Source organism: Streptosporangium sp. NPDC053982, assembly GCF_055585205.1.
Genome location: NZ_JBVJKQ010000015.1, coordinates 139,622 through 156,066 on the forward strand (window position 1 = coordinate 139,622; position 16,445 = coordinate 156,066).

Below are 16,445 nucleotides of genomic sequence, written 5' to 3' on the forward strand. Positions count from 1 at the left end.
CCGTCAGCTGCGCGAACCGTAAGGGTAAACGATGCATAACGGTGCCTGAACCCTGCTTGGGATGGTACGGCTAGCTCTTGACCTGGCGCGGCACATCGGCCACCAAAGGGAGGACCCGGTATGGCACGGGAGTGTCCAAGGCGATCACCGACGAGGTCCTGACCACCCCGTGGACGTCAACGATCAGGTCAATGACCCGCTGGAGATCGGCATTGCTGCGCGCCACGACCCGGCAGAGCATGTCGTCCCCGCCGGTGATCGTGTGCACCTCCAGCACCTCGGGGATGGCGGCGAGCTGGTCGACGACCGGGTCGTGCCCGCTGATCTGACGGATCTGCAGGGTGACGAACGCGGTGACGTCGTAGCCGAGCGCCGCGGGTGACACGTCGGGCCCGAACCCGGTGATCACTCCCCGGGCGGACAGCCGGTCGAGGCGGGCCTGCACGGTGCCCCGGGCCACGCCCAGCCGCCGGGAGCACTCCAGCACCCCGAGCCTCGGTTCCCTGGTGAGCAGGGCGATGAGCCGGGCGTCGAGCTGATCGATCGTCATGATGTCCAGATACCCCCGGAAGGTGCGCGGCCGAATGGGCATATTGTCCAGTAATTCACGTAACTCTTGCGCACACAGCTCATGAAATCCGAAAGTATCGGCATGAGGGACAACTTTCCTGTGAACGGCATGGACGCCGTGGTCTTCGCCGTGGGCAACGCCAAGCAGGCCGCCCATTACTACTCCAGCGCCTTCGGCATGAAGCTGGTGGCGTACCGGGGGCCCGAGACCGGCAGCCGTGACGAGGTCTCCTACGTCCTGACCTCCGGCGGCGCCCGGTTCGAGCTGCGTGGCGCGGTGCGCGCGGGCACCGGGGTGTCCCGGCACGTCGCCGAGCACGGCGACGGCATCATCGACCTGGCCATCGACGTCCCCGACGTGGAGGCCGCCTACTCCTACGCGATCTCCCAGGGCGCCCGGGGGCTGGCCGAGCCGTACACCGTGGAGGACGAGCACGGGAAGGTCGTGATGGCGGCGATCGCCACCTACGGCGAGACCCGGCACACCCTGGTCGACCGGTCCAACTACAGCGGGCCGTACCTGCCGGGCTTCGTCGCCGCCGAGCCGATCGTCGCGGCGCCCGCGGTGAAGAACGGCCGCTTCTTCCAGGCCGTCGACCACTGCGTGGGCAACGTCGAGCTCGGCCGGATGGACGAGTGGGTGGAGTTCTACAAGAAGGTCATGGGCTTCACCAACATGGCCGAGTTCGTCGGCGACGACATCGCCACCGAGTACTCGGCGCTGATGTCGAAGGTCGTCGCGGACGGCACCCGCAAGGTGAAGTTCCCGCTCAACGAGCCGGCGGTCTCCCGGAAGAAGTCGCAGATCGACGAGTACCTGGAGTTCTACGGCGGTCCGGGCGTCCAGCACGTCGCGCTGGCCACCAACGACATCCTCAGCGCCGTGGACCACATGCGGGCCGCCGGCGTCGACTTCCTCGACACGCCCGACTCCTACTACGACGACCCGGAGCTGCGCGCCCGCATCGGCGAGGTCCGCGCCCCGATCGAGGAGCTGAAGAAGCGCAAGATCCTGGTCGACCGCGACGAGGACGGCTACCTCCTGCAGATCTTCACCAAGCCGGTTCAGGACCGCCCGACGGTGTTCTTCGAGCTGATCGAGCGGCACGGCTCGCTCGGCTTCGGCAAGGGCAACTTCAAGGCGCTCTTCGAGGCGATCGAGCGCGAGCAGGACCGCCGCGGCAACCTCTGACGCCGCCCGCGCGGCCTTTCCGGGCGTCCTGCCGCCCGGAAAGGCCGCGGCGCGAACGGGTCATCCGCGACACGACCCCACGGACACCCCCGGCCGATGCTCCGTTACCGTGGGTAGCACCTCCCCGTCACGTAGTCTGCGTGCGGTGCCCGGCACGGTCCGGGCCCGGAAGGGGGATCCACGGGCATGGCGTCCGGTCGACTGGCCATCGGGGCAACCGCCACGTTTCTCAGCACGCTCGCCGCGTTCGGCGGGGTCGGCGCGACCGCGTGCACGGCATCGAAGGGGGAGGCGGCCCCCGCGGCCCACGTCGCCGACGGCGATCCGGCGCCCCGGCACGACGCCCGGCGATCGGGGCGGATCGGGGCCCCCGGGATCGGCGATCCCGACTTCCCCACCGACGGCAACGGCGGCTACGACGTCGAGCACTACGGCCTGCGGATCGGCTACGATCCGCCCTCCCGGCGCCTGGAGGGCGTGGCCACGATCACGGCGAAGGCCACCCAGGACCTGGACGCGTTCAACCTCGATCTGTCGGGCTTCCGCGTCGCCCGGGTCACCGTGGACGGGCGGGCGGCGACGTTCACCCGGGCCGGCACCGAGCTGACCGTCACTCCCGCGACGCCCCTCTCGGCCTCCGGCCGCTTCACCGTCGTGGTCTCCTACGACGGTGAGCCCAAGCCGATCACCGGTTCTTCCAACCTCGGCACCTACGGATTCATCCCGACCCGTGACGGCGCCTTCGTCACCAGCGAGCCCAACGGCGCCAAGACCTGGTTCCCCGGCAACGACCATCCCGCCGACAAGGCCCGCTACGACTTCGAGGTCACCGTCCCGGCCGGACTGACCGTGCTGGCCAACGGCGAGATGGTCGGCGCCCCGGTGACGAGCGGGGGCAGGACGACCTTCCGCTGGCGCGAGAGCCACCCCATGGCGAGTTACCTCGCCACCATCACGCTGGGCCGGTTCGAGCTGCGTCAGGGCACGACGGCCTCCGGGATCGCGAACCTCGCGGCGGTCGACCCCCGCTACCGCGACTCCCTGGGCAGGCTGTACAGCCAGTCGGGGCGGATCACCGACTACTGGAGCACGGTGTTCGGCCCCTACCCGTTCTCCTCCACCGGCGGCGTGATCGACGACTTCTCCGCGGGTTACGCCCTGGAGAACCAGACCAAGCCCATGTACGGCGGGTTCGTCCCCGACGACGACACCGTCGCCCACGAGCTGGCCCACCAGTGGTTCGGCGACAGCCTGAGCATCCGGCGGTGGAAGGACCTGTGGCTCAACGAGGGCTTCGCGACGTACGCCGAGTGGCTGTGGAAGGAGCACAACGGCGTCCCCGCCGAGCGGTCCTTCCGCGCCACGTACGACGCGCACCCCGCGGGCGACGCGATCTGGAAGTATCCCCCCGGCCGCGCGCAGTCGCAGGACCTGTTCAACGACTCCGTCTACCGGCGCGGCGGGATGGCGCTGCACGCGCTGCGGCGGAGCATCGGCGACGCGGCGTTCTTCAAGGTCCTGCGGACCTGGACGGCCGAGCACCGCTACGGCTACGTGACGACCGAGGAGTTCGTCGCCCTGGCGGAGCGGATCTCCGGCAGGCAGCTCGACGCCCTCTTCGACGCCTGGCTGTTCAAACCGGTCAGACCCGCCGCCTGACACCCGCCAGGCCGGATCCGCCCCGGGACCACCGGCCGCACCGCACCGGCCCGGCCGCGTCCCGGCACCCGGACGGACTCGCCCGCCCTCATGGGGGATGCCCGAGTTGACCATACTTCGCCAACCGAAGTATGGTCTCCCGCATGGCTAAAGGATCACCAGCGGTCAGTGAGGCGACCTACTTCATCCTCGCCTCGCTGCTCGACGGCCCGCTGCACGGCCACGGGATCATCAAGCGGACGCTCGACCTCTCCGAGAGCCGGGTGCGGCTGCCGGTCGGCACGCTGTACGGCGCGCTCGACCGGCTGGCGGCGAACGGCCTGATCGCCGTGGACCGCGAGGAGGTCGTCGAGGGCAGGCCCCGGAGATACTTCCGGCTCACCGACCACGGGCACGACGTCGTCTCCGCCGAGGCGCTGCGCATGCAGCAGGCCGCTTCGGTGGTGACCGGACGGCTCCGTCCCGGATCGGCGTTCGCGTGACCGCGGCCCTGGAGCCGCCCGCCGCCACGGGGGCGGGCGGGAGCTCCCTGGAGCGCCGCTACCGGCGACTGCTGCTGTGCTACCCCCGCCGCTACCGCGCCGAGCACGGCGGCGAGATCATCGCCACCCTGCTCGAAACGGCGGAGCCGGGACGCGCGCTGCCCCCGCTCCGCGAGGCGCGGGCGCTGGTCTCCGGCGGGCTGCGGGCCAGGATCGTCGCGGCGGCGGACCGGCCGGCCTGGCTCGACGGCCTGCACCTCGGGGTGACCGCGCTGTGCGCCGTCCAGCTCGCGACGCTGGTGCCGTACGCGGCGTCGGTGCCGATCTGGGCAAGCCTGTCGGCGCTGGCCCTCCTGCTCGTCCTGCGCGGCCGGGTACGGCTCGCCCTCCCGGTCGTGGCGCTCGTCGCGGCGAAGGTGTGCGCGATCACGCTGGGACACCCCTGGCTGGATCCGACCCTGCTGCCCGTCGACGCCCCGCCCGCCTGGCACGCCGGGGCTCTCTACGGCGGCGGCGGGCCGGTGGCTCCGATGGTCGGCTACGGGCTGACCTTCCTGGGCCTGCTGGTGCTGACCCCCCACCGGGGCCGGCTCGGCAGGCGCTCGTGGCTCTGGCTTCCGGCGGTCCCGCTGCTGGCCGGCGCCGACCCGGCCGGACTCGACTTCGGCCGCGGCGGCGACGCCCTCGACGTGGTCAGGACCGGGCTGGAGCTCGCGCTTCTGCTGTTCGCGGCCCGGGCCGGCCACGTGGCGCGCGACCCGCGCTGGGCCGTGGCGGCCGGCGTCCATCTCGTCGCCGTCTGCGCCGTCTACGCCGAGAACCTCGGCGTCCACTCCGAGCCCGACCTCGCCCACCTGGCCGTGGTGCTCCTCGCCACCGCGCTCGCCGCGGCCGTGCCGTACCGCGCGAGGCGGCACCCCGCCCTCTAGCCGTCGCCCCCCGGCCCCGCCCTCGAAGGCTCCGGACGGCTCTTCCCCACGGGCTCCCGCGGGCCTCCGCGGTCCTCCCGAACCCCTCACCCACCGCGAGCGGTCGCCGCACCCGCGGCCCGCCCGCGTGCCGAAACGAGGTCACCATGCCACGAGTTCTCCTCGCCGTGCCCGCGATCGGCCTGGCCCTGGCCGCGCTGACCGGCTGCGGCGGACCGGCCGCGACGCAGGCCGCCGCCACGCCCTCCCCCTCCGACGCGACGCAGAACAGGATCCGTCAGATGGAGTCCGACCGCGCCGACTGCATGAAGCGCAAGGGCTTCAAATACAACATGAACGTCCCGCCGCCCAAGCGGGTCAGCGACGAGAAGCGCAAGCTCGACGCCGGCGACTACGAGACGATGAAGCGGTTCCGGCAGAAGTACGGGTTCAAGTACTTCGCCGAGTTCGTCTACCCGGACGACCCGGCCGCCGCCCAGTACGAGATCTACGACAACACCGCCAACCAGCCGATCAAGAACTCCCTGTCGGCGACCCAGCTCGCCGCGTGGGGCGAGGCGGACGTGGACTGCCGCAACGCTGCGATCAAGAAGTTCACCGGCAAGACCGTGACCAGCGAGCAGGACTACTACGACCAGCTCAACCGCCGCCTGGAGCAGGCGGACCGCGAGACGGACGGCGATCCCAAGCTCATCGAGCTGGCTCGGAAGTACGGCGAGTGCCTCCGGGGCAAGGGCTACAAGGTCGCCTCGCTCCGGCCCACGAAGGTCACCGAGGCCGGCGGCGCGGAGCTGAGGGCTGAGCTGAACCGGCTCGGCAGGGAGCAGGCCGAGGACCCCGTCGACGGGGCCGAGTACCAGCCGAAGCTGACGGCCGCGCAGGCCCGGCCGTACCTGGACAGGGAGATCAAGGCGGCGCTCGACGACCTGGAGTGCGGCCGGGACTTCTACCCCGCCTACGCCGCTGGCAACAAGATGACGAAGGCCTACGACGAGTTCGGCCACGGGGTGATCCAGTGGTGACGCGGCTCCCCGCGTGCCGTCGGGGCTCCCGCCCCCCGACGGTCCGGCGGCTTCGGTGGCTTCGGCGGCTCCGGCGGCTCCGTGGGTTCTGCGAGTTCAGAGGGTTCAGAGCGCTCAGAGGGCTCCGATGGCCGCGGCGGTGAGGAACAGGCGCCGCGTGCTGGGCGGGATCCTGGCCGGGGTCGTCCTGGTCGCCGGCGCCGGCTGGGCCGTCGGCACGCGGCTGCGCTCCCCCGCCGACGAGGCCGCGCTGCGCCGGCCGCCCAAAGCGTCCCTCGTCACCTCCCCCGTCGCGCGGAAGAAGCTGACCAGTGCCATCGCCGTCAGCGGCACCCTGGCGTACGGCTCGCCGCTGCCGGTGACCCTCGCCGGCGTGGTGGGTGGCGCCGGGGGAACCGACGCCGCCGGGGCGGCCGCCGGCGGCGGGCTCCAGCGGGTCACCCGCGCCCCCCGCCCCGGGAAGATCAAGGAGGGGTCGGTGCTGCTGGAGGTCAACGGCCGCCCGGTGTTCGCCCTGCGCGGCAAGGTCCCCATGCACCGGACGATGGCGCCCGGCACCGGCGGCGCCGACGTCCGGCAGCTTCAGGCGGCGCTGCGGCGCCTCGGGTACCGCGCGCCGTCCACCGGCGTCTTCGACTCCGCCACCGCCGCCGTCGTACGCCGCTGGTACGCCGCGCGCGGCTACCGGGCGCAGGAGCCCGACCTGGCCGCCCGCCGGGAGCTGGAGACCCTCCGGCAGGCCGTGCGGACCGCCGAGGAGGACCTCCTCACCGACACGGCGGCCCTCGACACCGGGCGCGACGTCAAGCCCCTGACGGTCAAACTGGACAACGCCCGCGAGGACCTGCGGGCGGCGCGGAACGCGCTGGCCGAGGAGAGGGCACGCGACATCAGCCCCGAGGAGGCCACCCGCCTCACCGAGCTGACCGGGGCCGTACGGCAGGCGGAGGAGGCGGTCCTGGCCGCCGGCCAGGCGCTCGCCGCCGCCAAGCCCGAGGAGGACAAGACGCTCCTGGAGGCCAAGGCTTCCAATGCCCGGGAGAACCTGCGGGCCGCCCAGGACGCGCTGGCCGCCTTCGACGACGAGGCCCGGGCGGGCAAGGCCACCCGCCTCGCCGGGCTGACCAAGGAGGTGCGCGTCGCCGAGGACGCCGTCGCCACCGCCGGCCAGGCGTTGCGCGAGGCCCGGCGGCTCTCCCCGCTCCGGCTGAAGGTCGCCAACGGCCGCCGGGACGTGGCGGGCGCCAAGGCGCTCCTGGCCGAGTACCTGAAGTCCTACGGCGTCAGCGTCCCGCCCGGGGAGATCGTCTTCCTGTCCACGCTGCCCGCCCGGCTCGGCAAGGCCGCGGTCCGGCCCGGGGACGCCGTCGAGGGCAAGGTCGCCACCGTGACCAGCTCGTCCTTCGCGGTGACCGGCTCGGTGGACCGGGACGAGGCCAAGCTGCTGCGCAAGGGTCTGAAGGCGACCCTGGAGACCGCCGACGGCGCGGCGTTCCCGGCGGTGCTGACCGCCACCGGCAAGGACGCCGAACCCTCGGACACCGGCGCGGACGGCGGTGACGCCGGGGAGAAGAAGAAGGCGACGAGTCCCTTCGGCGACGCGACGGGATCCGTGCCGGTCCTGCTCACCCCGACGAGGACCGAGGGCCTGAGGGAAGCGGTCGGCACACCGGTCACCGCCAGGATCTCCGTCGGCGCGACCGGCGGCGCGGTGCTCGCCGTGCCGGTCGCCGCCGTCGTCACCTCCGCCGACGGCCGCGCGAGGGTCCGGGTCGCCCTGCCGGGGGGTGGCGACCGGGTGTCCGACGTGGAGGTCAGGACCGGGCTGGCCGCCGACGGCGACGTCGAGGTGACCCCCGTACGGCCCGGCACGCTGAAGGAGGGCGACCGGGTGGTGGTGAGCGATGCCTGACGCCATGCCCGATGTCACGTCCGACGTCATGTCCGATGCCATGCCCGACGTCATCGTCCTGGACGCCGTCAGCCGGGTGTTCCCCACGGACCCGCCCGTGCGGGCGCTCCGTGACGTCCGCCTGCGGATCCGGCGGGGGGACTACGTGGCCATCGTGGGCCCCTCGGGATCGGGCAAGTCCACCCTGCTGAACACGCTCGGCCTGCTGGACCGGCCCACCTCCGGCTCCTACCTGCTGAACGGCACCGAGACGACCGTCCTCGGGGACGCCGCGCGGACGAGGCTGCGGGGACGCGAGATCGGCTTCGTCTACCAGTCCTTCCACCTGCTGCCGCACCGGACCGTCGCGGAGAACGTCATGCTCGCCGAGGTCTACGGCGGGCACCCGCGCCGGCACCGGCGGCGGCGGGCGCTGGAGGCGCTGGAACTGGTCGGCATGTCCCACCGGGTGGAGTTCCCGCCCGGACGGCTGTCCGGGGGCGAGCGGCAGCGGGTGGCGATCGCCCGCGCGCTGATGGGCGAGCCCGCCCTCCTGCTGTGCGACGAGCCCACCGGCAACCTCGACAGCGGCAACACCGAGGCGGTGCTCGACCTGTTCGACGGCCTGCACGCCCGCGGCCTCACCCTCCTGGTGATCACCCACGAGGACGAGGTGAGCGCCCGCGCCGGCCGCCGCGTCCGCATCGGCGACGGCGTCCTGACCGAGGAGTGACCGCCCGGCCGTACCCCGTGAGAGCCGTACCCCGTGAGAGGAGACCATGGACATCCGCGACCTGTGGGCCGAGGCCCTGGCCGGCGTGCTCGCCCGCCCGGTCCGCTCCGCGCTGACCACGCTGGGCACCGTCCTCGGCATCACGACCCTGGTGATCACCCTGGGTGTCGCCGCCACCGCCGGGAACCAGATCGTCGGCCGGTTCGACGAGCTGACCGCCACCGCGATCACGGTCGAGGTGCCGGCCAAACCCGGGAGCGGCCCCCTCGTCGGCTGGGACTCCCCCGCCGAGGTGCGGCGGCTCCGCGGGGTCACCTCCGCCGCCGCCCTCGCCCAGACCGAGGAGAGCTCCAACCTGCGGGTCACGGCCAACGACCTCGTCGATCCCACCCGGGTCACCGGCCAGACCCTCGCCGTGGTGGCCGGCGACCCCGAGCTGCCGCGGGCCGCCCGCGGCCGGATGGTCGAGGGCCGCTTCTTCGACGCGGGCCACGTGCGGCGCGGTGACCGCGTGGTCGTCCTCGGCGACCAGGCCGCGCGGATGCTGGGCGTCACCCGCCTGACAGGCGCCCCCGCCGTCTTCATCGAGGACCGCGCCTACACGGTGATCGGCGTCCTGGGCGGCCTGGGCCGCGAGCAGGTCCTGTCCACCGCGGTGATCGTGCCGCCCACGGCCGGCGCCGGTCTCGGACTGAGGAACGTCACCCGCGTGCTGGTCAACACCTCCCTCGGGGCCGCCGACCTGATCGCCCGCCAGGCTCCCGTCGCGCTGAGCCCCAACCACCACGACGAGCTCCAGGTCATCTCGCCGCCCACCCCCAAGCGCGCCCGCGACGGCGTCCAGGACGACGTCAACGGCCTCTTCCTGATCCTCGGCCTGGTCTCCCTGGTGGTCGGCGCGGTCGGCATCGCCAACGTCACCCTGGTCACCGTGATGGAACGCGTCGCCGAGATCGGCCTGCGCCGCTCCCTGGGCGCCGCCCGCCGCCACATCGCCGCCCAGTTCCTCCTGGAGTCCACCCTGATCGGCATGACCGGCGGGGTGATCGGCGCCGGAGCCGGCCTGGTCTCCGTCGTCGCCATCTCGGCCGCGCAGCGGTGGACCCCCGTCCTCGACGCCCGCCTCGCCCTGGCCGCGCCCGTGGCGGGCGCCCTGGTCGGCCTGCTCGCCGGCCTCTACCCCGCCCTCCGCGCCGCCCGCATGGAACCGGCGGACGCCCTGCGGTGAGCGGGGGTTCCCATCCCGGGAGTCAGGGGCGGGCGGAGAAGGCCAGGCGGATGCCCAGCGCGACGAGGACCGTCCCGGAGAGACCGTCGATCACCCGGTGCGCCGTGGGCCGGGCGAAGACCCTGCGCAGCGCGCCGACGAAGTTGGCCACTCCGAGGAACCACGCCATGGTGATGACGAGAGCGATCACCGACAGCGCCAGCGTGTCCCCCGGCGACGCCCCGTCGGGCAGGAACTGCGGCATCAACGCCACGAAGAACACCGCGGCCTTGGGATTCAGCACGTTGCACAGCAGGCCCTCGCGGAACGCCGTCCAGAGGCCCGTCTGATCGGCCCGTCGGGTGTCCGGCCCGGCGTCTCCGCCACGTACCGCCGCGACGAACATCCGGACGCCCAGACAGATCAGGTAGACGGCTCCCGCGATCTTGACGATCGTGTAGGCGAGCGCCGACGCGGCCACCAGCGCCGCCACCCCGGCCGCCGCGGCCACCGCCCAGACGAACACGCCGGCCGCGATCCCCAGCGCCGCGGCCATGCCCCGGTGCCTGCCCGAGACGGCGGAGCGCCGGACGACCACGGCGAAGTCGGGCCCCGGCGACATCGCCCCGAGCAGCACCACACCGCCGAACGCGAGCAGGTGCGGCATGGACGTCATGGCTGCCTCCACGGACCTGGGGGACGGGCCCCGGAGGCCGGGACCCGGCTGCCCCAAAAGGTAACACGCCAGGGGACGGGCGGCTCAAGGTCGGCTGGGACCGTTCAGCGGGACCAGTAGCGGTCGGAGGCGAGGATGAGGGCGGCGGCGCCGACCAGGCCCGCGTCCTGGCCCAGGGCGGCCGGGACGACCCTGACCCGCCGGGCGAAGCCCATCCGCGTGTGCTCCCGCAGCGCCGCCCGCAGCGGATCGAACAGCAGCGGTCCGGCCTGGGAGAGGCCCCCGCCGACGGTGACCACGTCGAGGTCGCAGAGGTTCACCGCGGAGGCGATGGCCACGCCCAGCGCCCGGCCCGCGCGGCCCATCGCGGCGAGGGCGATCTCGTCGCCCGCCGCGGCGTCCAGGGCGAGCCGTCTCCCGCTGGCCGCCGTCTCCTCCACGTAGCCGGGCCCGGCGCCCGGCTCCCCCGCGTCGCCGGAGCCGGTGTCCGGTGCCGTGGCCGTCTCGCCGTACGGCGGAGCGCCCCCGCCGGTCGTCTCGCCGTACGGCGGAGCGGCCGGCCCTGTGCCGGCCCGTCCGGGCCGCCCGGATCGGGAGGCGGCGCCCGGGACCCAGCCCTGCTCGACCGCCCAGGCCGCCAGCCCCGGGCCGCGGGCGATCGCCTCCAGGCAGCCCCGGCCGCCGCACCGGCACTCGGGCCCGTCCGGGTCGACCACGACGTGCCCGATGTGCCCGGCGTTGCCGCTGCCGCCGTCGATCAGCCGGCCACCGAGGATCAGCCCGCCGCCCACGCCCGTGGAGACGACCATGCCGAGCATGTTGGCGCTGCCCCGGCCCGCGCCGTACCAGTGCTCGGCGGCGGCCAGGCAGACCGCGTCGTTGTGGACGCGCACGGGGACCCCGGGGAACCGCGCGGCGAGCCGGGCCCGCAGCGGGAAGCCGCGCCAGCCGGGCATGTTCAGCGGCGAGACCTCGCCCTCGGGCCAGGTCATCGGGCCGCCGCAGCCCACCCCGACCCCGGTGACCGCGCCGCTGCCGCGGTCGTCGCAGCCCGCCGCACGCAGCACGGAGCCGACGAGGCCGACGAGCGTCTCCCACAGGGCCGCCGCGTCACCGCCGGGCGGCGTCGCGACCCGGCGGGCCTCCTGGACGTTTCCGGTGTGGTCCACGAGGGCGACGGCGAACTTCGTCCCCCCGACGTCCACGGCGAGCACCGACTGGGGCATCCGCCGATCCTACGGCCCCTCCGCGGACGGCCGGGAGGAGAAGACCAGGACGGACGCGGTGAACCCGTGCACGTGGTTCTGCCCGGCCACCGGGCCGACCTCCCCCGCCGCGAAGAACCCGGCCACGCTGACCGGGCCGAGGGTGTCGCGGACCGCGGCGGCGTCGTGGTCGGAGCTGCCGAACATGGCCGAGCCCCGGCCGTTGCAGGAGAACAGCAGCGCGCCGTCCACGTCGCCGAACTCCTCCCGGTGGGCGTCGAGCAGCTCGTAGAGGTCCTCGTCGGCGGTGGCGGCGTCGCGCACCTGGAAGCGCACGGTACGGCCGACCTCGACGACGTCGCCGATGGCCACCGCCTCCCGCTCGGGGTCGATGCCGAGCACGCCCCGGATCAGGAAGTCGCCGCGCTCGTGCCGCTCGGCGTACTCGTCCATGGCGACGCCGATCTGCAGCCCGGAGGCGACCAGCTCCCGGTCGTCCTCGTCCAGCGCGCTGACGATCTCCTCCAGCCGGGCGAGGGCGGGCTGGCCGGCGAGCTCCAGCAGGAGGTTCTCCTCGACGGCGGTGACGGCCATCGTGGGGCCGATCGGCCTGCACCCCTGGCTGACCAGGGTGCTGACGCTGAGCGAGCCGCCGAGCAGCACCCCGACGGCGCCCTCGGTGTAGACCTGCCCGTCGGCGAACAGCCGCACCGCCCCGCGGCCCCCGGTCGCGTTGGCCATGCCGCCGACCAGCGGGAGGGCGCCCAGCACCTCGTGGGAGCGCTCGACGAAGCCGTCGGTGGGGAAGCTGTAGGGGTCGGCGAGCAGGATGGCCGCGTGGTCGTCCGGGGTGTTCTCCGGCAGGCCGACCACGACGAAGCGGTCGTCGGTGCGCAGCGTGTCCAGGGCGAAGGTCGTCAGCCGCGCCCCGTCGAGGGTCGCGGCCCAGGCGCTCACCGACGGCGTGGTCTCCACGCCCTGACCGTCGCCGATCACCCCCGTGGCGCTGCATCCGATCACCGCGGCGCCCTCGGCCATCCGCATCGCCCGCAGCCCCGCGCGGGCGACCTCGTCGGGGTCGTCGCCGCAGATGAAGAAGCAGAGCAGGTCGGGTGATCCGCTGAGGCCGCCCAGGGCCTGGCGGACCGCGTTCTCGGTCGCCCCGACCAGGTCGGATCCGACGGCGAGACCATCGGCGAAACGGCTCGTCAACAGCGCCACGCGCCTCGCCTCTCCTTCTTGCCCGAAATCTTGTCCTGGAGCGATTCTCCCCACTGATGGACCAGGCACGCCCACCGGCGGCCAACAATGGCGAAGATCCGAAACCGGGATAAGAGTGCCGGTTCCGGAGCGGGCGACGTAGGCTCGTTGCGTGCCTCACACTCCAGAGCCACGAACTCTGCGCGAGCTTCGCGCGAGCGGCCATATCCACCGGACCACCAAGGCCGAGATCCGCGAGAACCTCCTGGCCCGGCTCAGATCGGGGGAGCCGCGGTTCCCCGGCATCGTGGGATTCGACGACACCGTCCTGCCCCAGCTGGAGCGGGCCCTGCTCGCCGGGCACGACCTGGTCCTGCTGGGCGAGCGCGGCCAGGGCAAGACCCGGCTGATCCGCACCGTCACCGGCCTGCTCGACGAGTGGACGCCGGTGGTGGACGGCTGCGAGATCAACGACCACCCCTACGCGCCCTCCTGCGTGCGCTGCCGCCGCCTGGCCGGTGAGCTGGGCGAGGAGCTTCCGGTCTCCTGGCGGCACCGGGACGAGCGCTACGGCGAGAAGCTCGCCACGCCCGACACCTCCGTGGGCGACCTGATCGGCGACGTCGACCCCATCAAGATCGCCGAGGGGCGCACGCTCGGCGATCCGGAGACCGTCCACTACGGCCTGGTGCCGCGGAGCAACCGGGGGGTCTTCTCCGTCAACGAGCTGCCCGACCTCGCCGAGCGCATCCAGGTGGCACTGCTCAACGTGCTGGAGGAGCGCGACATCCAGGTGCGCGGCTACAACCTGCGGCTGCCGCTGGACCTCCTGCTGATCGCCAGCGCCAACCCCGAGGACTACACCAACCGCGGCCGGATCATCACCCCGCTGAAGGACCGCTTCGGCGCGGAGATCCGCACCCACTACCCGCTGTCGATCGAGACCGAGCTCTCCCTCATCCGGCAGGAGGCCGACCTCGGCCACGTCGGCGCGGACCTGCCCGACCACCTGGTCGAGACGATCGCGCGCTTCACCCGGCTGGTCCGCGAGTCCACCGCGGTGGACTCGCGGTCGGGCGTGTCGGCCCGCTTCTCCATCGCCGCCGCCGAGACCGCCGCGGCCTCGGCCGTACGGCGGGCCGCGCTGACCGGTGAGGAGCGCGCGGTGGCCCGGGTGGCCGACCTGCCGGGCATCGTGCACACGCTGCGCGGCAAGGTGGAGTTCGAGGTCAGCGAGGAGGGCCGGGAGACCGAGGTGCTGGCCCACCTGCTGCGCCGGGCGGTGGCCGAGACGTTCCGCGGCACCCTGGGCGGCATGGACCTCAGCGCGCTGCTGGAGAAGTTCTCCCAGGGCGTCCAGGTCGAGTCCGGGCCGCTGGTCCCGGCCTCGGAGCTGCTGGGCAGGATCGGCCCGGTGACCGGACTGGCGAAGATCATGGAACGGCTCGGCATCGGCGACGAGTCCCCGGGGCACGCCGCGGCGGCGCTGGAGTTCGCCCTGGAGGGCCTCTACCTCCTGCGCCGGCTGTCCAAGGACGAGACGGACGGCGGGGCGGTCTACCGCACCTGATCCACCCGCCCCGCGGGGACCTCGCGGGGACCTCGCGGGGACACCGTAGGAGAACCGGTGGAACCGCGGGAACACCGGCGGCCCTCCGGCCCTCCGGCAGGAGCCGCCGGCCCATCGGGCCCATCGCATCGGGAAGGGGCACCATGTCCTACCGCTATGGCGAGTACCGGGACGGCCCGGACCCGCTGGCCCCGCCGTACGACGTGCGTTCGGCGCTGGACCGGATGGGCGACTCGGTGCTGTCCGGCTCCAACCCCGCCCACGCGCTGCGCGACCTGCTACGGGAGGGCCTGCCCGGCGCGCGGGACCGGCGGGGGCTGGACGACCTGCTCCGCGAGGTACGGCGTCGCCGGCGCGAGCTGCGTGAGCGCGGCCGCCTCGACGGGACGCTGGAGCGGGCCCGCGCCCTGCTGGACCGGGCCCTCGAACAGGAGCGGGCCGCGCTGTTCCCCGACCCGTCCGATGAGGCCCGGCTGCGCGAGGCCGAGCTGGACGGGCTGCCGGAGGACACCGCGGGCGCGATCCGGGAGCTGACGGACTACCGGTGGCGGTCGCAGGAGGCGCGGCGGACCTTCGAGGAGCTGCGCGACCTGCTGCGCAGGGAGGTGCTCGACAGCCAGTTCCGCGGCATGAAGCAGGCGCTGGCCAGTCCCGATCCCGAGGCGATGGAGCGGGTCCGGCGGATGATGTCGGAGCTGAACGACATGCTCGACCGGGACTCCCGGGGCGAGCACACCCAAGCCGACTTCGACGGCTTCATGTCGAAATATGGGGACATGTTCCCGGAGGCGCCGCGCAACCTGGAGGAGCTGGTCGACATCCTCGCCCGGCGGGCCGCCGCCACCCAGCGCCTCCTGGCCTCGCTCACCCCGGAGCAGCGCGAGGAACTGGCCGACCTGATGAACCAGACGCTGGAGCAGGCCGGCCTGGACGAGGAGATGCGCCGCCTGGGCGAGTCCCTCTACAACCGCCGCCCCGACCTCGCCTGGAACACCCCCGAGCGGTTGTCCGGCGAGGAGCCGATGGGGATGGGCGACGCGGTCACCGCCCTGGACGAGCTCGCCGACCTGACCCAGCTGGAGGCGGCACTGCGCCAGGACTACCCGGGCGCCCGCCTCGACGACATCGACGAGGCCGCGGTCCGCCGCGCCCTGGGCCGCTCCGCGGTCGACGACCTGGAGGCGCTCAGGCAGGTCGAGCGCGAGCTGGAGCAGCAGGGCTACCTCCGCCGCCAGCGCGGCAAGCTGGAGCTGACCCCCAAGGCCGTCCGCCGCCTGGGCGAGACCGCCCTGCGCCGCGTCTTCGCCTCCCTCGACGCCGGACGCCGCGGCGACCACGACCAGACCGACGCCGGCTCGGCCGGGGAACTGACCGGTTCCTCCCGGCCGTGGCGGTTCGGCGACGAGCAGCCCATCGACGTGGTCCGCACCGTCGTCAACTCCGTACGGCGCGGCGGCGGGGGCGGGGGCGGCGGAGCGGTGACCTTGTCGGTCGACGACTTCGAGGTCGCCGAGACCGAGCGGCGCACGGCCGCGGCCGTCTGCCTGCTGGTGGACCTCTCCTACTCGATGGCCCTGCGCGGCACGTGGGCGGCGGCCAAGCAGACCGCGCTGGCCCTGCAGGCACTGGTCAGCTCGAAGTTCCCGCAGGACTCGGTGCAGATCATCGGCTTCTCCAACTACGCCCGGGTCCTCGCGCCCGACGAGCTGGCCGGGCTGGAGTGGGACATGGTCCAGGGCACCAACCTGCACCACGCCCTGCTGATCGCGGGACGTCACCTGGACCGCCACCCCGACTTCGAGCCGGTCGTGCTCGTGGTCACCGACGGCGAGCCCACCGCCCACCTGCGGCGCAACGGCTCGGCGGCCTTCGAGTGGCCGCCCACGAACGAGACGCTGGAGCTGACGCTCGCCGAGGTGGACAAGATGACGCGCCGCCGGGCGACGCTCAACGTCTTCATGCTCGCCGACGACGAGCGGCTGCGGGACTTCGTGAACGAGGTGGCCCGCCGCAACGGCGGCCGGGTCTTCTCCTTCGAGGCCGACCGCCTCGGGGAGTACGTCGTCAGCGACTTCCTGCGGACCCGCCGGTCCCGCTGACCCGCCGGGC

Annotated in this window: 14 protein-coding genes; 10 read left to right on the forward strand and 4 right to left on the reverse strand. The window is 73.5% G+C overall.

The window, feature by feature from the left end; all coding sequences use genetic code 11:
• Positions 1–70: 70 nt before the first annotated feature.
• On the reverse strand, positions 71–550 hold the full coding sequence (locus ACZ6W9_RS27130) for an Lrp/AsnC family transcriptional regulator (RefSeq protein ID WP_362931129.1): 480 nt from the start codon (positions 548–550) through the stop codon (positions 71–73).
• A 102-nt stretch (positions 551–652) separates the two neighbouring features.
• On the opposite strand from ACZ6W9_RS27130, the gene hppD reads away from it, so the two are divergent.
• From hppD to ACZ6W9_RS27170, 8 genes are all read left to right on the forward strand, one after another.
• Complete coding sequence (hppD, locus tag ACZ6W9_RS27135) at positions 653–1,762, forward strand: 4-hydroxyphenylpyruvate dioxygenase (protein WP_362931127.1); 1,110 nt, start codon at positions 653–655, stop codon at positions 1,760–1,762.
• A 186-nt stretch (positions 1,763–1,948) separates the two neighbouring features.
• On the forward strand, positions 1,949–3,421 hold the full coding sequence (locus ACZ6W9_RS27140) for a M1 family metallopeptidase (protein WP_389956835.1): 1,473 nt from the start codon (positions 1,949–1,951) through the stop codon (positions 3,419–3,421).
• 143 nt (positions 3,422–3,564) lie between these two features.
• On the forward strand, positions 3,565–3,903 hold the full coding sequence (locus ACZ6W9_RS27145) for a PadR family transcriptional regulator (RefSeq protein WP_389956838.1): 339 nt from the start codon (positions 3,565–3,567) through the stop codon (positions 3,901–3,903).
• A complete protein-coding gene (locus ACZ6W9_RS27150; RefSeq protein ID WP_470120299.1) occupies positions 3,900–4,832 on the forward strand; it encodes a hypothetical protein in 933 nt (310 codons plus the stop codon). The genes ACZ6W9_RS27145 and ACZ6W9_RS27150 overlap by 4 nt, the downstream gene beginning before the upstream one ends.
• Positions 4,833–4,978: 146 nt before the next feature.
• Positions 4,979–5,854, forward strand: coding sequence for a hypothetical protein (locus ACZ6W9_RS27155; protein ID WP_389956845.1), 876 nt, complete (start codon positions 4,979–4,981; stop codon positions 5,852–5,854).
• Positions 5,855–5,993: 139 nt separating this feature from the next.
• Positions 5,994–7,766 (forward strand): peptidoglycan-binding protein, encoded by a 1,773-nt coding sequence (locus tag ACZ6W9_RS27160; RefSeq protein ID WP_389956847.1) that lies wholly within the window; start codon positions 5,994–5,996, stop codon positions 7,764–7,766.
• Positions 7,759–8,478 carry an ABC transporter ATP-binding protein gene (locus tag ACZ6W9_RS27165; protein WP_389956850.1) on the forward strand — a complete coding sequence of 240 codons (720 nt, stop codon included), beginning with the start codon at positions 7,759–7,761 and terminating at the stop codon, positions 8,476–8,478. Before ACZ6W9_RS27160 ends, ACZ6W9_RS27165 begins: the two co-directional genes overlap by 8 nt.
• 46 nt (positions 8,479–8,524) lie before the next feature.
• Complete coding sequence (locus tag ACZ6W9_RS27170) at positions 8,525–9,706, forward strand: ABC transporter permease (protein WP_389956853.1); 1,182 nt, start codon at positions 8,525–8,527, stop codon at positions 9,704–9,706.
• 22 nt (positions 9,707–9,728) lie between these two features.
• Here the strand turns inward: ACZ6W9_RS27170 and ACZ6W9_RS27175 are convergent, their stop codons facing one another.
• From ACZ6W9_RS27175 to ACZ6W9_RS27185, 3 genes are all read right to left on the reverse strand, one after another.
• A complete protein-coding gene (locus tag ACZ6W9_RS27175) occupies positions 9,729–10,361 on the reverse strand; it encodes a LysE family translocator (RefSeq protein WP_389956856.1) in 633 nt (210 codons plus the stop codon).
• A gap of 104 nt (positions 10,362–10,465) precedes the next feature.
• On the reverse strand, positions 10,466–11,587 hold the full coding sequence (locus tag ACZ6W9_RS27180; protein WP_470120302.1) for an ROK family protein: 1,122 nt from the start codon (positions 11,585–11,587) through the stop codon (positions 10,466–10,468).
• Positions 11,588–11,596: 9 nt separating this feature from the next.
• Positions 11,597–12,787 carry an FIST signal transduction protein gene (locus tag ACZ6W9_RS27185; RefSeq protein WP_362931117.1) on the reverse strand — a complete coding sequence of 397 codons (1,191 nt, stop codon included), beginning with the start codon at positions 12,785–12,787 and terminating at the stop codon, positions 11,597–11,599.
• A 151-nt stretch (positions 12,788–12,938) separates the two neighbouring features.
• Between ACZ6W9_RS27185 and ACZ6W9_RS27190 the strand changes: the two genes are divergently transcribed.
• Together ACZ6W9_RS27190 and ACZ6W9_RS27195 are read left to right on the forward strand one after the other, a co-directional pair.
• Positions 12,939–14,336 carry a sigma 54-interacting transcriptional regulator gene (locus ACZ6W9_RS27190; protein ID WP_389956862.1) on the forward strand — a complete coding sequence of 466 codons (1,398 nt, stop codon included), beginning with the start codon at positions 12,939–12,941 and terminating at the stop codon, positions 14,334–14,336.
• 143 nt (positions 14,337–14,479) lie between these two features.
• A complete protein-coding gene (locus ACZ6W9_RS27195) occupies positions 14,480–16,435 on the forward strand; it encodes a vWA domain-containing protein (RefSeq protein WP_470120305.1) in 1,956 nt (651 codons plus the stop codon).
• Positions 16,436–16,445 lie beyond the last annotated feature (10 nt).

Bases quoted from the DNA above. Each gene is read 5' to 3' on its own strand.
- ACZ6W9_RS27165 (WP_389956850.1), top strand. From the start codon at position 7,759: ATGCCTGACGCCATGCCCGATGTCACGTCCGACGTCATGTCCGATGCC.
- ACZ6W9_RS27145 (WP_389956838.1), top strand. From the start codon at position 3,565: ATGGCTAAAGGATCACCAGCGGTCAGTGAGGCGACCTACTTCATCCTC.
- ACZ6W9_RS27180 (WP_470120302.1), bottom strand. From the start codon at position 11,587: ATGCCCCAGTCGGTGCTCGCCGTGGACGTCGGGGGGACGAAGTTCGCC.
- ACZ6W9_RS27170 (WP_389956853.1), top strand. From the start codon at position 8,525: ATGGACATCCGCGACCTGTGGGCCGAGGCCCTGGCCGGCGTGCTCGCC.
- ACZ6W9_RS27140 (WP_389956835.1), top strand. From the start codon at position 1,949: ATGGCGTCCGGTCGACTGGCCATCGGGGCAACCGCCACGTTTCTCAGC.
- ACZ6W9_RS27195 (WP_470120305.1), top strand. From the start codon at position 14,480: ATGTCCTACCGCTATGGCGAGTACCGGGACGGCCCGGACCCGCTGGCC.
- ACZ6W9_RS27155 (WP_389956845.1), top strand. From the start codon at position 4,979: ATGCCACGAGTTCTCCTCGCCGTGCCCGCGATCGGCCTGGCCCTGGCC.
- hppD (WP_362931127.1), top strand. From the start codon at position 653: ATGAGGGACAACTTTCCTGTGAACGGCATGGACGCCGTGGTCTTCGCC.
- ACZ6W9_RS27175 (WP_389956856.1), bottom strand. From the start codon at position 10,361: ATGACGTCCATGCCGCACCTGCTCGCGTTCGGCGGTGTGGTGCTGCTC.
- ACZ6W9_RS27130 (WP_362931129.1), bottom strand. From the start codon at position 550: ATGACGATCGATCAGCTCGACGCCCGGCTCATCGCCCTGCTCACCAGG.